The sequence below is a fragment of the Trebonia kvetii genome, from assembly GCF_007827045.1.
Lineage (GTDB): Bacteria > Actinomycetota > Actinomycetes > Streptosporangiales > Streptosporangiaceae > Trebonia > Trebonia kvetii.
The window spans coordinates 198,984-215,366 of sequence record NZ_RPFW01000001.1; the positions used below are offsets into that span (position 1 = coordinate 198,984).

General features: G+C 71.2%; 13 protein-coding genes. 7 read left to right on the forward strand and 6 right to left on the reverse strand.

What is annotated here, in order from left to right; translation table 11 throughout:
* Nucleotides 1-18: 18 nt before the first annotated feature.
* The gene (locus EAS64_RS00850) at nt 19-1,125 is read left to right on the forward strand and encodes an NAD(P)-dependent alcohol dehydrogenase (protein ID WP_145850802.1); all 1,107 of its coding nucleotides are present in this window, start codon (nt 19-21) and stop codon (nt 1,123-1,125) included.
* A gap of 22 nt (nt 1,126-1,147) precedes the next feature.
* Here EAS64_RS00850 and EAS64_RS00855 read toward each other — a convergent pair whose 3' ends face one another.
* From EAS64_RS00855 to EAS64_RS43145, 4 genes are read right to left on the reverse strand one after another with little or no spacing between them, the layout of a single operon-like run.
* The gene (locus EAS64_RS00855; protein ID WP_222848906.1) at nt 1,148-1,351 is read right to left on the reverse strand and encodes a ferredoxin; all 204 of its coding nucleotides are present in this window, start codon (nt 1,349-1,351) and stop codon (nt 1,148-1,150) included.
* Nucleotides 1,348-2,751 carry an NADH-ubiquinone oxidoreductase-F iron-sulfur binding region domain-containing protein gene (locus EAS64_RS00860; RefSeq protein WP_187365596.1) on the reverse strand — a complete coding sequence of 468 codons (1,404 nt, stop codon included), beginning with the start codon at nt 2,749-2,751 and terminating at the stop codon, nt 1,348-1,350. The genes EAS64_RS00855 and EAS64_RS00860 overlap by 4 nt, the downstream gene beginning before the upstream one ends.
* A gap of 60 nt (nt 2,752-2,811) precedes the next feature.
* Complete coding sequence (locus tag EAS64_RS00865; protein ID WP_145850804.1) at nt 2,812-3,936, reverse strand: ferric reductase-like transmembrane domain-containing protein; 1,125 nt, start codon at nt 3,934-3,936, stop codon at nt 2,812-2,814.
* 13 nt (nt 3,937-3,949) lie between these two features.
* Complete coding sequence (locus EAS64_RS43145) at nt 3,950-4,237, reverse strand: hypothetical protein (RefSeq protein WP_187365597.1); 288 nt, start codon at nt 4,235-4,237, stop codon at nt 3,950-3,952.
* A gap of 81 nt (nt 4,238-4,318) precedes the next feature.
* On the opposite strand from EAS64_RS43145, the gene EAS64_RS43150 reads away from it, so the two are divergent.
* The 6 genes from EAS64_RS43150 (at nt 4,319) to EAS64_RS00900 (ending at nt 11,640) form a co-directional block, all read left to right on the forward strand.
* Nucleotides 4,319-4,744, forward strand: a complete 426-nt coding sequence (locus EAS64_RS43150; protein WP_187365598.1) for a hypothetical protein — start codon at nt 4,319-4,321, stop codon at nt 4,742-4,744.
* Nucleotides 4,745-4,888: 144 nt separating this feature from the next.
* Nucleotides 4,889-5,599 carry a response regulator transcription factor gene (locus EAS64_RS00880; RefSeq protein WP_246115480.1) on the forward strand — a complete coding sequence of 237 codons (711 nt, stop codon included), beginning with the start codon at nt 4,889-4,891 and terminating at the stop codon, nt 5,597-5,599.
* Nucleotides 5,600-5,602: 3 nt separating this feature from the next.
* Nucleotides 5,603-6,976, forward strand: a complete 1,374-nt coding sequence (locus tag EAS64_RS00885) for a sensor histidine kinase (RefSeq protein ID WP_145850806.1) — start codon at nt 5,603-5,605, stop codon at nt 6,974-6,976.
* A 51-nt stretch (nt 6,977-7,027) separates the two neighbouring features.
* Nucleotides 7,028-9,562 (forward strand): FUSC family protein, encoded by a 2,535-nt coding sequence (locus tag EAS64_RS44385; protein WP_222848907.1) that lies wholly within the window; start codon nt 7,028-7,030, stop codon nt 9,560-9,562.
* A gap of 61 nt (nt 9,563-9,623) precedes the next feature.
* Nucleotides 9,624-10,742, forward strand: coding sequence for a pirin family protein (locus EAS64_RS00895; protein ID WP_145850807.1), 1,119 nt, complete (start codon nt 9,624-9,626; stop codon nt 10,740-10,742).
* 136 nt (nt 10,743-10,878) lie between these two features.
* Entirely contained in the window at nt 10,879-11,640 is a 762-nt protein-coding gene (locus tag EAS64_RS00900) for a gamma-glutamyl-gamma-aminobutyrate hydrolase family protein (protein WP_145850808.1), read from the forward strand.
* A 210-nt stretch (nt 11,641-11,850) separates the two neighbouring features.
* Here the strand turns inward: EAS64_RS00900 and serA are convergent, their stop codons facing one another.
* Both serA and EAS64_RS00910 read right to left on the reverse strand, forming a co-directional pair.
* Nucleotides 11,851-13,074 carry a phosphoglycerate dehydrogenase gene (gene serA, locus EAS64_RS00905; RefSeq protein WP_281283166.1) on the reverse strand — a complete coding sequence of 408 codons (1,224 nt, stop codon included), beginning with the start codon at nt 13,072-13,074 and terminating at the stop codon, nt 11,851-11,853.
* Between the two features lie 44 nt (nt 13,075-13,118).
* Nucleotides 13,119-16,226 (reverse strand): AfsR/SARP family transcriptional regulator, encoded by a 3,108-nt coding sequence (locus EAS64_RS00910; protein WP_145850809.1) that lies wholly within the window; start codon nt 16,224-16,226, stop codon nt 13,119-13,121.
* Between the last annotated feature and the right edge of the window lie 157 nt (nt 16,227-16,383).

Below are 16,383 nucleotides of genomic sequence, written 5' to 3' on the forward strand. Positions count from 1 at the left end.
AGCCAGGGAGGATCATTCATGCGCGCTAACGCGGCGATATTCGAGAAGCTGTTCACGCCACTGTCGGTGGCCGAGGTGGAGATCGACGAGCCCCGGCCGGGCGAAGTCCTGGTGAAGATCGTCGCGTCTGGTGTCTGCCACACCGACGCGCTCGCCAGGGACGGCGACATGCCGTTCCCCGCGCCAGGCGTGCTCGGGCACGAGGGCGCGGGCTTCGTGGCTGCGGTCGGCGACGGGGTGACCAACGTGGCCCCCGGCGACAAGGTGGTCATCGGGTGGCCGTGGTGCGGCTCGTGCCGCAACTGCCTGGAGGGGCAGCCGCGGTACTGCCTGCAACTGGGGCCGCTGGTGATCGCCGGGGCGCGGGGCGACGGGTCGACGTCGCTGCGCCGTGCGGACGGGTCCTCCTTGCACAGCCACTTCTTCGGGCAGTCCTCCTTCGCCTCGTACTCGATCTGCGCCGCGAACGGGCTCGTGAAGGTGCCCGACGACGCGGACGTGTCACTTCTCGGCCCGCTGGCCTGCGGTATCTCCACCGGTGCCGGGGCAGTGCTCAACGCACTGCGGCCCTTTGCCGGGTCGGCGATCGTGGTGTACGGCTCCGGGGCGGTCGGGCTTTCGGCGATCATGGCGGCGCGGCTGACCGGGGCGACGCACATCATCGCGGTGGACCGCCTGGGGTCGCGGCTGGCACTGGCGGCCTCACTGGGTGCCACGGAGACCATTGACGTGTCCGCTCCAGGCACTGACCCGGTCGCGGCTGTGCAGGAGATCTGCGGCGGGCCCGCGGACTTCAGCATGGACTGCGCGGGCAACGTGAACGTGCTGCGGCAGGCAGCCGATTCCGTCGGCATGCGCGGCACGGTCGCGCTGATCGGCGGCGCGCCCGCAGGCGCGTCGTTCTCCCTCGATCACATGTCCACGCTATGGGGCAAGAAGGTCGTCGGCATCCTCGGCGGCGAGGGCCGGTCGGACTCGCTGATCAACACGCTGATCACGCTGAACGCGCAGGGCCGGTTCCCATATGACCGGCTGATCAGGAAGTTCCCGCTCGAGCAGGTCAACGAAGCACTTGAGGCGTCGCACCACGGCGACGTCATCAAGCCGGTCCTCGAGATGCCGTAGGCCTGGCGGCCTGCGGGGTGGCTCAGTCGGCCCGCTCGAGGAGCAGGGCGAGGGCCGGACAGGCGGCGGTGGCGCGGCGGGCCAGCGGGAGCAGGCCGGGCGGCACCGGCTCCTTCGCGAGCACCGGGTAGCCCCACCGGTCCAGTGTGATCAGCTCGGGCAGCAGTCCGGCGCACACCCCGTGCGCCTCGCACACGATCGGGTTCACCCGCAGTCGCTTGGTCACGGGCGCACCGCCTGCTCCGGTGACGTGCCAAGCTTGATGGTCGCCATCTGCCGCGATGTCTGTCTGCGCTCGGGTGCCCGTGTCAGGCCCGCCGGGACCGGGAGCCACCGCGAGCCGAACGCCGCGGGGCACGGGCCGCGCTCGTGGCGCCGCATGTCCTCCGCGAAAACCCGAAGCGCGCTCTCGCCGAGCCGCGTCACCCCGTCCGGCAGGTGGCAGGCGCCGCGCCCGTCCACAAGCCCGAACAGCTCACGCAGCTCCCGGACGGTACGAACGTGCGGGCCACGGCCGAACGCCAGCTGGCCGAACGCGTCAGCGATCGCCGGTAGGCCGTTGACGCACGGGCCGCACTGCCCGGCACTCTGCTCGGCCAGGTAGCGCAGGACTCGGGTGGTCTCCGCCAGGCCGCATCCGCCGGCGGGCAGCGCGAGGAAGATGCCGGCGCCGAACGACGCTCCTGCCGAGCGCAGCGCGTCGGGCGTGGCAGGCGTGTCGAGCGGGGCGCCGCCTGGCAGCCAGCTGCCGAAGAAGCCGCCCGCGAGCACCGCCTGGACGCCGCCGATCTCCGCGCAGCCGCCGGCCAGCCCGAGCACGTCACGGACCGGCATGCCAAGGGGAATCTCATGGACGCCTGGCCGCTTCACCGCGCCGGCCACCGTGACGAGCACCGACCCCGGCGCCGTGCCCGTGCCGACGGACCGGAACCAGCTCGCGCCGTGCCGGCTGATCAGCGCGATGTTGGCCAGGGTCTCCACGTTGCTTACCAGCGTCGGCCGGCCGCGCACGCCGCGCTCGAAGGGCCGCGGGGGCGTGAACCCCGGCAGGGCCGGCCCGCCATTGAGGTGCCTGACCAGGGCCGATTCAGCGCTTGATACGTAACGCTCCGGCACCAGAACAAGCTTGACGGGAACCGGGTCGTGCGCGCCGCGCTCGGCGATGACCGCGGCGAGCATGTCCGCCTGCGCCTGGCGCCTGACGCACAGGTACGCCGACCTGGCGGCCACGGCCTCCGCAGCGAGCGCGATCCCGTCGAGCACCAGGTGCGGCACGCGGGCGAGCAGCGACGCGTCCTTGGCGCTCGCAGGCTCGGATTCCATGCCGTTCGCGACCACCACCGAGCCGCGCAGTCCCGCTCGTTCGCGCACCGAGCTCAGCTTGGGTCCCGCGGGGTAGGCCGCGCCGCCGCGTCCGGTCAGCCCGGCCCGCGTCACCTCGTCGATCAGCGAGCCGCCGCGCAGCCCCGGCGGCCCGTACCGCGCCTCGTGGGCGCGGAGCTCACGCACCGGCACCGGCGGCAGCAGCCGGGACAGGGACCCGTCCGCCGCCGGGCCGTCCGCCGCATGACCGGCGTCCAGGCCCCAAGCCGCGTCGCCGTCCAGTTCCGCCCTCTCACCGTTCACGGACAGATCTCCCACTGTGCGCACTTTTCCTCCTCGCCGCCCAGGCCAGGTGCCCGCGCCTCATTGCTCCGCCTGCTGTGCCGTCATGACGCCGGTGACCGTCGTGCTTGTCTGGCTCGTCAGTTCGATGGCCAGGGTCAGCCGCTGGCCGTCGCCGGACACCGCCGCCTGGAGCACTGATCCGTCGAGCAGCACCACGCGCCCGGTGAACCTGTCCGGAGCGGAGGCCGGACCGAGGGCGACGCTGCTCGCGCTCATATGCACGCCGCCCTGCACCGCGGGGCCAATGATGGTCACCTTCAGCCGCACCGCGGTCCCGTTCTTCATCGCGAGGCTGACGGTACGGTCGCCTGCGGCCGGACCCGATGCGAAGCTGACCGTCCCGGTCAGCCGCGCCTGGAACGGCACCGCGGGAAAGACTCCTGATCCGGAACGGACGGTGCTTCCTCCGCCGGGCCCCCCAGCAGCCGGGGTGCCCGAGCCGGCGGCATTGCCGGCCGACCGCGCGAGCAGCGACGGCGGAGTGCCCGCCCGGCGCGCCCAGCCGGGCCGCAGTGGCCCCGCCCAGGCCCAGCCCGCGGTGGCGAGCGCGACCGCGACGCCCACCGCCGCTGCGGTCACCCGCAGCCCCGCGTGGGCCGGCCAGCCGGCGGTGAGCCGCCAGGCGCCCGCCGCGAGCACCGCCAGGGCGCACGCCGCGGTGATCGCGAGCACCCAGCGGGCCGCGCCGTCGGTACCGGTGCCGAGCCCGTGCACCACCGCGACCGGCCAGCAGGCGTAGCCGGCCCAGTGCACGAGCCGCCACAGCCGGGGGCTGATCCTAGTACGCAGCAAGCTGGTGACCAGGACCGCGAGGAGCAGGTCGAAGGCGACCGCGCCGAGGCCGAGCCAGATCCGCCGGTACCCGGAGGTGAACGGCAGCACCACCGAGAACGGGCTGATGGAGGCGAACGGGTCGGTGATCGTGGTGAGCACATGCAGCCCGGTGAACGTGATCGTCAGCAGCGACAGGTTCCTGTGCAGCCCGATCGTAACGAACCGGGGCCAGGCGGGGCTGGCGAAACGGACCGAGGTCAGGATGCCGAGCAGCACGGTGCCGGTCAGCAGCACCAGCGCCATGAGGCCGGTGGCCCGGGTGGCGAACCAGAGCGGGCTGGTTGCGGTCGCGACGGCCGCGGTTGTCATTGCCGTCGCCCCGTCAGGACCCGCCGCTGGTGGTGACGCCGCCGCCGGTGCCGGACGAAATCCCGGACGACGAGGAGATCCCCGACGATGACGACGACCCCGACGATGAGGAGCCGCCGCCCGAAGATGACGAGCCGTCCACCGACAGATGCGGCAACACCGCGGTGAGATGCGCGAACTTGGCGCCGACGACGACCGCCGCGGCCGAGGCGAGCAGCCCCACCCGCCAGGTGAGCTTCCTGACCCGGCGCAGGCCGTCATCTCTGGCTTGCAGTGCTTGTGAGTACTTCGCTCGTTTCACGGCTACAGGGTTGCCGCCCATCCTCTGCCATCGAGCGGAACCGCTTCTGAACCGTGTAGGAATCGCTAAGAGGCGCCGCTCGTGGTGGTGCCGCTGCTGCCCGAGCCCGAGGAGACGCCGGAGGACGGTGCGATGCCGGAGGACGACGAGCTCGACGACGAGGACGAGCCCGAGGAAGACGAGCTTGACGACTTGCTCGACGAGGACTTACTGGACGACGACTTACTCGACGACGAATTGGCCGAGGATGCGGCGGAGGACGGGCTTGAGGTCGCCTTCTTCGCCGTCGAGGAGGTCCCGGTGCTGGTGCTGGTGTGGGCCTTCGTCGCGGCGGAGGCATGGGTGGTCTGTGCGCCGACGACCGCCGCCGTCGCGGTCGCCGCCGTCGCGGCCAGGGCGGTGGTCCAGGTGATCTTCTTGACCCGCCGGCGCCCGGCCGTCCTGGCCTGGACGGCCTGCCGGAAGTGGGAGCTTGTCATGCCCACAGGGAAGCCGGCCAGGTTCTGATACCCGCAAGGAGTACTTCTGAGCCGCCTCAGAAGTAACAATGACGTCGGCGGAAGCTGAGCGAACGCGGGGGATGTTCTTCAGGTTTTCCTAAGAATCGCGTCCGATTTAGGCATGGGGCCCATGTCGATCTACCGTGTATCCGTGAGTTCTCCACAGGTTTCCGTACTCGTGGTCGAAGATGACCCGGGAATCGCTACGCAACTGGTCCGCGGGCTTGAGCGGGCCGGATACACCGCCGACAGCGTTGCCATGGGCGCGGAGGCGCTGCGGCGGCCGCCGTCCGACGTGATCCTGCTCGACCTCGGGCTGCCCGATGTGGACGGCATGGACGTGTGCCGCCGGCTCCGCGCTGACTCCGACGCCGCGATCATCGTGGTGACGGCGCGCGGCGAGGAGGCCGACCGGGTGCTCGCGCTCGACGAGGGCGCCGACGACTACCTGGTCAAGCCGTTCGGGCTCGCGGAACTGCTCGCCAGGATCCGCGCCGTGCTCCGCCGTGGCCATCGCACGAGCGGCGGCACCGCCGCCGAGGTGCTCAGGCACGGCCCGCTCAACATCGACCTGCGGACGAGGAAGGTGACCATGTCCGGCATGGAGGTGGCGCTGACCCCCAAGGAGTTCGCCATCCTCGAGTGCCTGGCCGCCGACCCCGGCCGGCTGATCAGCCGGCAGGAGATCGTCGAGCGGGCCTGGGACGAGCACTGGTACGGGCCGACCAAGGTACTCGACGTCCACCTCGCCGCGCTGCGCCGCAAGCTGGGCGACCCGGCGCTGATCGAGACGGTGTACGGGCATGGTTTCCGGCTCGCCGACCGTTCCGCCATGGCAGACCAGAGTGACTCGGCGGACTGACCCATGACGCGGCGGGTCGTCGCCGCGCTGGTTGTGCTGACCCTGGCGATCCTGCTCGCAGCGGTCGTACCGCTCGCGCTCGGCGCCATCGCCCACGAGCGGGACTCGTTCGTCCAGGACACGGCGCGCAGCGCCGCCTCGGTGGCCGACATCGCCGTGGCACGGCTCAGCGCCAACGCGGCAGACCCCGCCCTGTCGTCGGCCCTCGTATCGGCCGCGAGGGAGCACGACGAACTGCTATTGCTCGACAAGTACGGCCACGTCGTCATCTCCCAGGGAGTCCCGCAGAACGGCGACTGGCGCCGCCTGGTGGCCGAGGCCTCCGATCAGAACGACCCGACCACCGAGCTGGCAAACGACCGGGCGATCGCGGTACAGACCGTCTGGGGCGACGGCGACACCGCCATCGGCACCGTGGTGCTCGAACGGCCCACCGGCACGCTCAACCAGAACATCGCCAACCTGTGGCTCTACCTAGTCGGGCTGAGCAGCGTCGCGATGGCCGCCGCTGTCCTCATCGCCATCTACTTCGGGCGCTGGGTGAGCAGGCCGCTCGCCCGGCTGGACACGGCCGCGCGCAGCATCGCCGACGGCGACCTGACGGTGCGCGCCAAGGCCGGAAGCGGCCCGCCCGAACTGCGCCGGATGGCCGCCACCTTCAACATGATGGCCGGACGGCTCGAGGCCCTCGTGCACGGGCACCGGGCGATGCTCGCCGACGCGTCGCACCAGCTGCGCACACCGCTTACCGCACTGCGGCTGCGGCTCGACCTGCTCGCCGTGGACTCGGCGCCCGCCGCGGCGGCGGAGCTGGCAGGCGCCCAGGAGGAGATCGCCAGGCTTTCCCGGCTGGTCGACGGACTGATCGCCACCGCGCGCGCCGAGGCGGTCACCGAGCAGCTCGAGCAGATCGACCTGCATGAGGCGGTTCACGAGCGGGTCGCCGCGTGGCAGCCGGTGGCCGACGGCAACGGGGTCAAGCTGATCGCTGAGGCCACGGCCTCCCCCGCGCCGATCATCGCGCTCGGCGCCGGCCACCTGGAGCAGATACTCGACAACCTGCTCGACAACGCCATCGAGGCCATCGGCGACCGGGGCGGCATCGTCCGGGTGTCCGTAGCGAGGTCGGAGAAGCGCGCCACGCTGACCGTCGCGGACGACGGCCCTGGCATGACGGCGCAGGAAAGGTCGCGTGCGTTCTTGCGGTTCACCACCGGCAGCCAGAACGGCACCGGCCTCGGCCTTGCCATCGTGCACCGGCTCGTCACCGCCAACGGCGGCGGCATCAGGCTGGCCGACACGCCGGGCGGCGGTCTGACCGTGGAGGTCGAGCTGCCAAGCCAGGACGAGCCGCCGGCCCCCAAGCCCGGGCGTTAACTCGGTGAAAAAGATGGCTGGTGAGCAACGTTCGTCAATAGGCTCTTGATCATGGCGCAGCAATGGTGGAAACCCGTCTGGTCCGTACCCGCCGCGATGCGCGCCGCACGGGCGACCGTTGTCGTCCCCGCGCTCTTCGCGATCACTTACAAGGTCGTCGGCGACCCGCAGATGGCGCTGTTCGCGACATTCGGCGGGTTCGCGACCCTGGTCATCGCCGGCTTCAACGGCACAAGACGGGACAAGCTCACCGCGCACGCGGGGCTCGCGGCCGCCGGCTGCCTGGTGCTGATCATCGGCACGCTGGTCAGCGGCACCACCTGGCTTGCCGCCGTGGTCACCGTCCCGGTCACGTTCGCGATCTTCTTCGCCGGGATCGGCGGCCCGAACGCCGCCTCGGGCTCCACCGCCGCCATGTTCGCCTATGTGCTGCCCGTCGCCTCGGCAGGCAACGCTGCCATGATCCCGAGCCGGATCGAAGGCTGGTTGCTCGCGTCGGCCGCGGGCACGATCGCGGTCCTGCTGCTTTCGCCGCGCGCCCCCGGCAGCCGGCTGCAGGCCGCCGCGGCCGACCTGGCCGGCGAGCTCGCCAGCCGGGTGCGCGCAGCTGCGGCAGGCGAGACCACCGATTCGCGGGCGATGATGGCCGCGAAGCAGAAACTGCGCACCGCGTTCACGGCTGCCCCCTACCGGCCGACCGGGCTCGCCACCGCTGACCAGGCGCTGTCCAGCCTTGTCCAGTTGCTCGAGTGGGGCGCGACACAGGTCAGTGACGCGTTCGACGGGCATATCGACCTGAAGACCGGCTGTCCTGAGGACCGCGAACTGCTCCGCCAATCCGGCCGCCTTTACGACGACACTCGCGCGCTGCTGTCCGGCGAGCACGCGGACCCGGACTTCGCCGCTATTGAGTCGGCACGCGCCAGGTCCGCCGAGCACCTGCGCGAGCTGTCCGGGCGGCCCGGCGAGCCGGACGCGCGGCTGTCCGCGGCGCAGGCAGTGCACGCACAGGGACTGGCCATCGTCGCGCTGTCAGCCGCCGCCGACGCGCTGATCGTCTGCCATCGCGCGAGCGACGCCACCATCGCGGCTGCGCGCCGCCAGTGGTACGGCACCGCCCCCGTCACCTCGGCCGGTGTCACCAGGCTTGCCTCGGCCGCCGGCGGAAACGGCAGCGCGCCGGTCCCGCCTGCCGGCACGCTCGCCGCCGCGCCGTCCCCCGCCACGCCGGTACCGAACGGGAGCGCCGTTCCCGGAGCCGCCAACGGCGTCGCCCGGGCGGACCAGGCGGACGAGGCGGGCCGGCTCGCCGCGCTGGCCAGCTCGCCGCGGGTGGCCGGGCTCGCCGGGGCGGCCACCCTGGTACGCCGGCACGCGAGCGTGCGCTCGGTTTGGTTCCTCAACTCGCTGCGCGGCGCTCTCGCGCTCGCGGCGGCCGTCGCCATCGCTGACCTGTCCGGAGTGCAGCACGGGTTCTGGGTGGTGCTCGGCACGCTGTCCGTGCTGCGGACAAGCGCCGCGTCGACAGGCTCGACGGCCTGGCGGGCACTGGCAGGCACCGCGGTCGGCTTCGTCATCGGCGGGGCGCTGCTCGTCGGCATCGGCACGGCACAGACCGCGCTGTGGGTAGCGCTGCCGCTCGCGGTCCTCGTCGCCGCGTACGCGCCGGGGACGACGCCTTTCCTCGTCGGCCAGGCCGCGTTCACCGTGACGATCGTGGTGTTGTTCAACCTGCTCGTGCCGGCCGGCTGGCGGGTCGGGCTGCTCCGCGTCGAGGACGTGGCCATCGGCTGCGCCGTCAGCCTCGCGTTCGGCCTGCTGTTCTGGCCCCGCGGCGTGTCATCCATCGTCGGCGACGACCTCGCGGACGCGTTCAGGACCGGCGCGGCGTACCTGTCGCAGGCGGTCGACTGGGCGCTGTCCGAGCTGCTCGTGCCGCCGGCCGCGGCGGTCGCCGCCGTGAGCGCAGGCGTCAGGCTGGACGACGCTGTACGCGGCTTCCTGACCGAGCAGGGCAGCAAGCGGCTTACCAAGGAGGACCTGTGGGCGCTGGTCAACGCGTCCATGCGGCTGCGGCTGACCGCACAGAGCCTCGCCGGGCTGCGGATTGCCATAGTTCCCGACTCCTCCCCCGGTGCCGCGTGCCTGCCGCTCGAGGGCTCGCAGGAGTACGCGGGCGCGCCGGCCTGCGTCACGCTGCGGTCGGCCGCGTCCGGACTCGCCGGGTTCTACGACGCGGTCGCCGACGAGATGAGGCATCCGGGGACCGGGCAGATCGCGCCGGTGCCCGCGCCGATGCTGATAGGTCCCGCGATGCCCAGGCACCGGGCCGCAGGCGGCGCGGCAACGGGCGCGGGCGCCGCGGGCACTAACGGCACGGGAGGGGCGGGCACTGGTGGCCCTGGCAATGGCGAGACGGGAGGGGGCGTGAGCACGCCCGGGACTATCGCACCGGCGCATCAGCTGCCGCACCCCCACCTGCTCTGGGTGCAGGAGCACCTGCACCACCTCAGCATCAGCGCCCAGACGGTGAGCGATCCCGCGCTGCGGCTCGCGGAGATCCGCCAGCGGCCCTGGTGGCGCTGACCAGCCCCGTCCGCAACACCCGTCCCCGGCACGGCGCGTGGCCCCGGCGTACCGTGAGGGCATGAGCAACCTCGATCCGCGACCGGACGCGATTGAACTCGCGGCCAGCGTGGTCAGCGCGGTGGACGTCATCGAGGCGCGGAAGGCCGCCATCGGCGACGGGACCGAGGTGCGGCGGCTGCTGCCGACCAGGGAACTGCGGACCATCGGCGCCTGGTGTTTCCTGGACCACTACGGGCCCGACGACGTCTCCGCCGGGCCTGGCATGCAGGTGCCGCCGCATCCGCACATCGGGCTGCAGACTGCCAGCTGGCTGTTCGACGGGCTCGTGCTGCACCGGGACAGCCTGGGTTCCGAGCAGCTCATCAGGCCTGGCGAGCTCAACCTCATGACATCGGGACGGGCCATCGCGCACTCCGAGGAGTCGCCGCCGCAGCGGCCGCCGCTGCTGCACGGCGTGCAGCTGTGGATCGCGCTGCCGCAGGAGCGCCGGTTCGGCGACCCGGACTTCGCGCACCACGCCGACCTGCCGGTGCTCGACACCGGCGACGGCGCCCGCATCACCGTGGTGGCAGGCGCGTTCGGCGGCGAGCGGTCACCCGCGGCGGTCTACACGCCGCTCGTCGGCCTTGAGGTGGTGCTGCCTGGCGCCAGCCAGATCACCCTGCCGGCCACGGAAGGCTACGAGTACGGGGTGATAACCGCCGACGGACCGGCGGGCGTCGGCTGCCCGGCGACCGACGGCTCACCCGCCCAGATCGCGGTCGGCGAGCTGGCGCACCTGCCCGCCGGGGTGCCGACGATCACGCTGTCCTCGGCCGGCCCGTGCCGGCTCTTCGTCGTCGGCGGGGAGCCGATGCGCGAGAAGCTCGTTATGTGGTGGAACTTCGTCGCGCGAACGCACGAGGAGATTGTTACGGCACGCAACGCGTGGGGAAATGGCGAGTTTGGCGAGGTGCGCGGGTACGCCGGCGATCCGCTGGCGGCACCGCCGCTTCCTCCTGGGGAACTTAGGGCGCGTGGGAACCGTTCTCATAATGTTTCGCCTGGGGAACGTAGGGCAGGCGAGAACGGTTCTCATAACAGCCGGTTACGGTCAGTAGTATCCGCGATCGGCAGCAATGGCGGGCGCATCGCTAGTAATCTCTATTTTCGGCAACTCGCCCGCCTTCCCTATTGACTGGCCCGGGCTTCGTGGGTTACAGGGGGTCGTCCCCCAAGACCGGCGGAGCACGAGGTTCCGGGGAATCACCTCCCGGGCCCGCAATGGAAAACGATGGCGGATCGGTGCGCTTTCATCACCACGAAGGGGACAAATGGCGCCGACTATAGGCATCACCACCTACCACATGCACGCCAACTGGCGTGGCTGGTCAGAGGAGGGTGCCCTGCTGCCGTGGACCTACGTCACGTCCATCAGGAACAACGGAGGCCGCCCCGTGCTGCTTCCGCCCGGTGGCGACGTGTCCGAGGCCGAAGCGACCGTAGCCGTACTTGACGGCATTGTCATCGCCGGCGGGGGAGATATTAACCCGGCGATCTACGGCGCGCCCAAGCATCCGAAGACCGAAGACAACGCGCCGGACCGGGACTCCTGGGAACTGGCGCTCGCCGAGGCGGCGGTACGGCAGGGCGTTCCCCTGCTCGGCATCTGCCGCGGCCACCAGATGCTCAACGTCGCCTGTGGCGGGACGCTCCATCAGCACGTACCCGACCTGGTCGGGCACGGCCACCACTGTGGTCCGGACAACGGGTTCGGCACGCACAAGGTGCGCGTGACCAGCGGCACGATCCTGTCCTCGATCCTGCCAGGCGGCGAGTTCTTCGAGGTGCCGACGCATCACCACCAGGCCGTCGACATCGTCGGCTCCGGCCTGACCGCCGTCGCCTGGGCCGACGACGGGATAGTCGAGGGCATCGAGTCGACCACGCCTGGCGAGTTCCTCGTCGGCGTGCAGTGGCATCCCGAGCAGGGCGATGACCCGCGGCTGTTCAGCGCTCTCGTCGCGGCCGCGGAAATGCACTATTCGGAACGAACGGTAGCTTCTTCACTGCCGCCACTGCTTGCCGGAGCGTAATCGCGGTCGCACCGCAAACGGTTTCCGATCAGGATTAAATGGCTCAAATACCGGCCTGAGCTGGGAAGATCTCCAGCTCAGGCCGACGCGCTTTCCGGCTATTCGCACATCGTTCCCCGTAGTCTGCCGGTGAACTGCGACGTCGGCTACCGGGGGCGTACGGAATATGCCGTGGCGTGGAACACGAACCCGTTCTGGATAACGGGTTTCTTACTCCCACTCGATGGTGCGCAGGCGGATGGTGACGTCCATCGCGCGCAGCTCGTCGAGCACCTCGTCGCTGTACTGGGTGCCGATGTCGGTGATCACGTAGCCGAGCTCGTCGCGGGTGCGCAGCAGCTGGCCCTCGACGTTGACGCCGTGGTCGGCGAGCACCCGGTTGATCGACGCGAGCACACCGGGCACGTTCTTGTGCAGGTGGATGAGGCGGTGCGTGCCCGGGACCGCGGGCAGCGCGACGCCGGGCAGGTTGACGGACATCGCCGTGGCGCCGCCCTCGGCGAAGTCGACGAGCTTGCCCGACACGAACTCGCCGATGTCCTGCTGCGCCTCTTCTGTCGAGCCACCGATGTGCGGGGTCAGGATGACGTTGGGCAGGCCGCGCAGCTCGGAGACGAACTCCTCGCCGTTCGCCTTCGGCTCCTTCGGGAAGACGTCGATCGCCGCGCCCGCGATGTGCCCCGACTCGATCTGCCTGCGCAGGGCGGCGTGGTCGACCACGAAGCCGCGGGACAGGTTGAGGAACAGCGACCTCGGGTTCATCCGGGAGAACTCTTCCTCGCCGAAGAACCCGTGGTTGCCTGGACGGCCGTCCACGTGGATGGTGACGGTCTCCACCGACTCGAGCAGCTCGTTCAGCGTGGAGCAGCGGCGCGCGTTACCGATCGCCAGCTTGTCGGCGATGTCGTAGAAGTACACCGACATGCCGAGGGACTCGGCGATGACGCTCAGCTGGGTGCCGATGTTGCCGTAGCCGATGATGCCAAGCTTGCGACCGCGGACCTCGTGGGCGCCCTTGGCGGACTTGTCCCACACGCCCTGGTGCATCTTCACGTTCTTCTCCGGCAGCCGCCTGGCGAGCGAGATGATCTCGGCGATCGCCAGCTCCACCACGGAGCGGGTGTTCGAGAACGGCGCGTTGAACACCGCCACGCCGCGCTTGGCGGCGGTGGCCAGGTCCACCTGATTCGTGCCGATGCAGAAGGCGCCAACGGCCAGCAGGTCGGGCGCGGACTTCAGCACGCGCTCTGTGACCTGGGTCTGGGACCTGATGCCCAGCAGGCTGACACCCTGGAGCTTCTCGATGAGCTCGCCCTCGCCGAGGGCGCGTGTCATCGTCTCTACTTGGTAGCCAGCCTTCGTCAGTCGAGCCGTCGCGTCCGGGTGAATGTTCTCAAGCAGCAAGGCACGGTTGAGCGTGTCCAGCGTCAGCACCTCTTCCCCACGTTTTCCCCACGTTACTTAACTGACGGGCGATGTCACTTTACAGCACCTGTCCGTGGCCGATCATTCCAGCTCTCTGGCACGTTTTCCGCATTTGTGTCGGCTCCGCCGCAGGCCGCGGCGTCCGGCTCGAGCCGGCTGACCCGGCCGGCCGCCCCGCTCGTGTCGGCGCCGGGAATCTGCGCGAGCAGCGACAGTGCCCGCTCCCAGTTGCCGCGGGCCGCCTCCGTTTCGCCCGCCTCGATCTGGATGTCGCCGAGGTACAGCAGCGATCGCGCCTCGCCCTCGGAGTCCCCGATCACCCGGTACAGCTCATGCGCCTGTTCGTAGCAGGCGACCGCCTGCCGGTGGTCGCCGAGCTTGCCGTGGATGTAGCCGATGCTGTCGAGCGTGTCGGCGGCGCCCGTCCTGCTGCCCGACTGCCGGTGCAGGTCGAGCGCCACGCGGCAGCGCCGCAGCGCCGCCTCGTGCTGGCCCAGGTGAGCCTGGATCCAGCCGACCAGGTTTTCCGAGTAGGCGACCGCCGCCCGGTCGGCGTACGCCCGGCGCAGCTTCAGCGCCTCAAGGCCGTGCATGAGCGCCTCGGCGTACTTCTCCTGCTGGTGCAGGAGAAGGCCGAGGCCTTGCCGCACCTGCCCGATGCCCACCGGGTCGTCGATCCCGGTGAACAGCTCGAGCGCCCGCCGCAGGTGCGCCTCGGCCGCGGCGTACGCGCAGAGCCGCAGGCTAACGTGGCCGAGGTCGTAGTGCACGTGAGCGAGCGCGTTTGTGTCGCCGAGCCGGTCCGCGGCGTCCAGGGCGATGCGCTGCACCGTGAGCACCGCGTTCAGCCGACCGCGCCGCTTGAGCAGCGGCGCCCAGCACCAGGCGAGCTTCCAGCAGTGCTCGTCCTCGCCGTGGGCCGCGGCCATCTTGATCACGTTGTGCAGTACCCGGTTCTCGGCGGTAAACCAGGCGAGCGCGGCGTCGTAGGCGCCATCGCCGTCGAATTCCTCGGCGGCCACGCCGTCCGGCTGGTCAGAGAGCACCAGTAGGCCGCGCCCCGGGTACAGCCGGACGGCGGCCCCCTGCGCTGTCCGCAGGTAGTGGTCCAGGATCCGGCGTCTGGCGAGGTCGCGCTCGGCATCGGTCAGCGTAGCGGCCGCCTGTTCTGCCGCGTATGCGCGCAGCAGGTCATGGCAGCCGAACCGGCCTGCCGCGTCCTCCGTGAGCAGCGAGGCCCTGGTCAGCTCGGCGAGCGCGGCGCGGGCCTTGGCCGGCGTCGTCCCGGCGAGCGACGCGGCCGCGGCGGCCGAGATGTCCGGTCCCGGGTGCAGGCCGATGAGCCGGAATGCCGAGGCGGCTTCCTCGCTCAGCTTGTCCACCGACCAGGAGAAGACCGCCCGCAGGTCCGTGGTGACCTCACCGGTCCGCAGCACGTCGAGCCTGTCTCGCGCGTCGGCGAGCTCGGCGGCCAGGTCGGCGAGCCGTCCGCCTGCCCTGGTCACGGCGCGCGCGCAGGCGACGCTCAGCGCGAGCGGCAGACCCGCGGACTGAGCCACCAGTTCCACCACCGCGTGGGGCTCGGCTGTCACCCGCTCAGGACCGAGCCGCTTGGCGAGCAGTTCCGCGGCCTCGTCCGCGCCGAGCACGTCAAGCGACAGCGGCCACGCGCCCTCCGTCACCACGAGGCCGGTCAGCTGCGACCTGCTCGTCACGATGACCATGCAGCCGGGACTGCCGGGCAGCAGCGGCCGCACCTGGCTCGCGTCGTGCGCGTTGTCGAGCAGCAGCATCATCCGTCTGCCGCAGAGCAGGCTGCGCAGCAGCGCGCTCTGCGCGTCAAGCGCCGAAGGGACGTGCCGCGGCGGCACGCCGAGCGCGTCGAAGAACCACTGGAGCGCGGAGGCCGGTGATACCGGCGCGCTCGCCGGGTCGAACCCGCGCAGGTTCACGTACAACTGGCCGTCGGGGAAGCTGGACGCCACCTGCCGCGCGAACCGGATCGCCAGGGTCGTCTTGCCGACGCCCGCAGTGCCGGTGATCAGTGCGATCGGCGTCCCTTCCGCCCCCGTCTGCTCGGGGAGCAGCCCCTCAAGCCAGCGCAGCTCGGGTACCCGCCCGGCGAACCCGGCAGGCTCCGGCGGCACCTGGGCAGGGCTCGGCACTCCACCGGGACCTGACGGCGCGTCCGCGCCCGGGTCCGCCTCCTGCCTCGCCGCGACACGGCCGGCCTCGGGTGACTGCTCTGGCGTCCCGTCAGGCATCTTGGCTGGCTTGGTCGTGGGTCCTGCCTCCGGTGCCTGGTCCGTCGGCGGCCGGGCCGAGGCACCGTCTGCCTGACGGGCGCCGGTGCGGTCAGCCGGGGCCGGGCCGCTGAGCGCAGGGTCCATCGCGAGCAGCCGCTGGTGAATGCTGGTCAGCTCGACCCCTGGGTCGATGCCGAGATCCTCGGCGAGCCGTTCCCTGACATCGCGGAAGACGCCGAGCGCCTCGGCCTGGCGCCCGCACTGGTACAGCGCGATCATGAGCAGCCCGTGTGCCCGCTCGCGCAGGGGATGCTCCGCCACCAGCGCCGTCAGCTCGGGGATCGCCGCCGCGGCGTGCCCCTGGTCGAGCATCAGGTTGGCCCGCACCTCCACTGCGGCCGTCCGCAGCTCGGTCAGCCGTCGCCGCTCCGCCTCGGCGAACGGCCCGGGCACCCCGGTGAACGGCTGGCCGCGCCACAGCGAGAGCGCGGCATCGAGCGTGCTCGCCGCCTCTGCCGCGTCGCCCGCCGCGCGCAGCCCGCGTGCCCGGATCAGGCACTCCTCGAATTCGCTCGCGTCCAGTGAGCTCGGGCCGATCCGCAGCGTGTAGCCGCCGGACGACGAGACGAGCACGCGAGACCTGGCACGGGGCGCCCGGTCCGGCTCAAGTACCCGGCGCAGCCCGGCCACGTAGGTGTACACGCCGCCCTCGGCGCTGGCAGGCGTGTTGTCACCCCACACCGCGTCGACCAGTTCGCCGCGCGACACCACCCGGTTGGCGCGGCTCGCGAGCACGCCAAGCACGGCGAGCTGCCTGGGCTGGCCGGCAGCCACCTCACTACCTTCGCGCCAGACCGTGACCGGTCCGAGCACCCCCACTCGCAGCGGCACCACTGCCAGCCGCCCCCTTCGCACCCATTCACCCGGGAGCGCGCACCCCGCGTGCCATCACGCCGCGCAACCAAGTGGTACAGGCAGGGAGATTACCGCCCTGGATGGACGGGCATCTAGAAAATATCCAGATCGCCTCTAGCCGGGGCGACTATCACTATGCGAGTGGTGAGCCGGCCGA

Coding starts and splice junctions, on each gene's coding strand:
- EAS64_RS00895 (WP_145850807.1), top strand. CDS start 9,624: ATGAGCAACCTCGATCCGCGACCGGACGCGATTGAACTCGCGGCCAGC.
- EAS64_RS00885 (WP_145850806.1), top strand. CDS start 5,603: ATGACGCGGCGGGTCGTCGCCGCGCTGGTTGTGCTGACCCTGGCGATC.
- EAS64_RS00900 (WP_145850808.1), top strand. CDS start 10,879: ATGGCGCCGACTATAGGCATCACCACCTACCACATGCACGCCAACTGG.
- EAS64_RS44385 (WP_222848907.1), top strand. CDS start 7,028: ATGGCGCAGCAATGGTGGAAACCCGTCTGGTCCGTACCCGCCGCGATG.
- EAS64_RS00850 (WP_145850802.1), top strand. CDS start 19: ATGCGCGCTAACGCGGCGATATTCGAGAAGCTGTTCACGCCACTGTCG.
- EAS64_RS00865 (WP_145850804.1), bottom strand. CDS start 3,936: ATGACAACCGCGGCCGTCGCGACCGCAACCAGCCCGCTCTGGTTCGCC.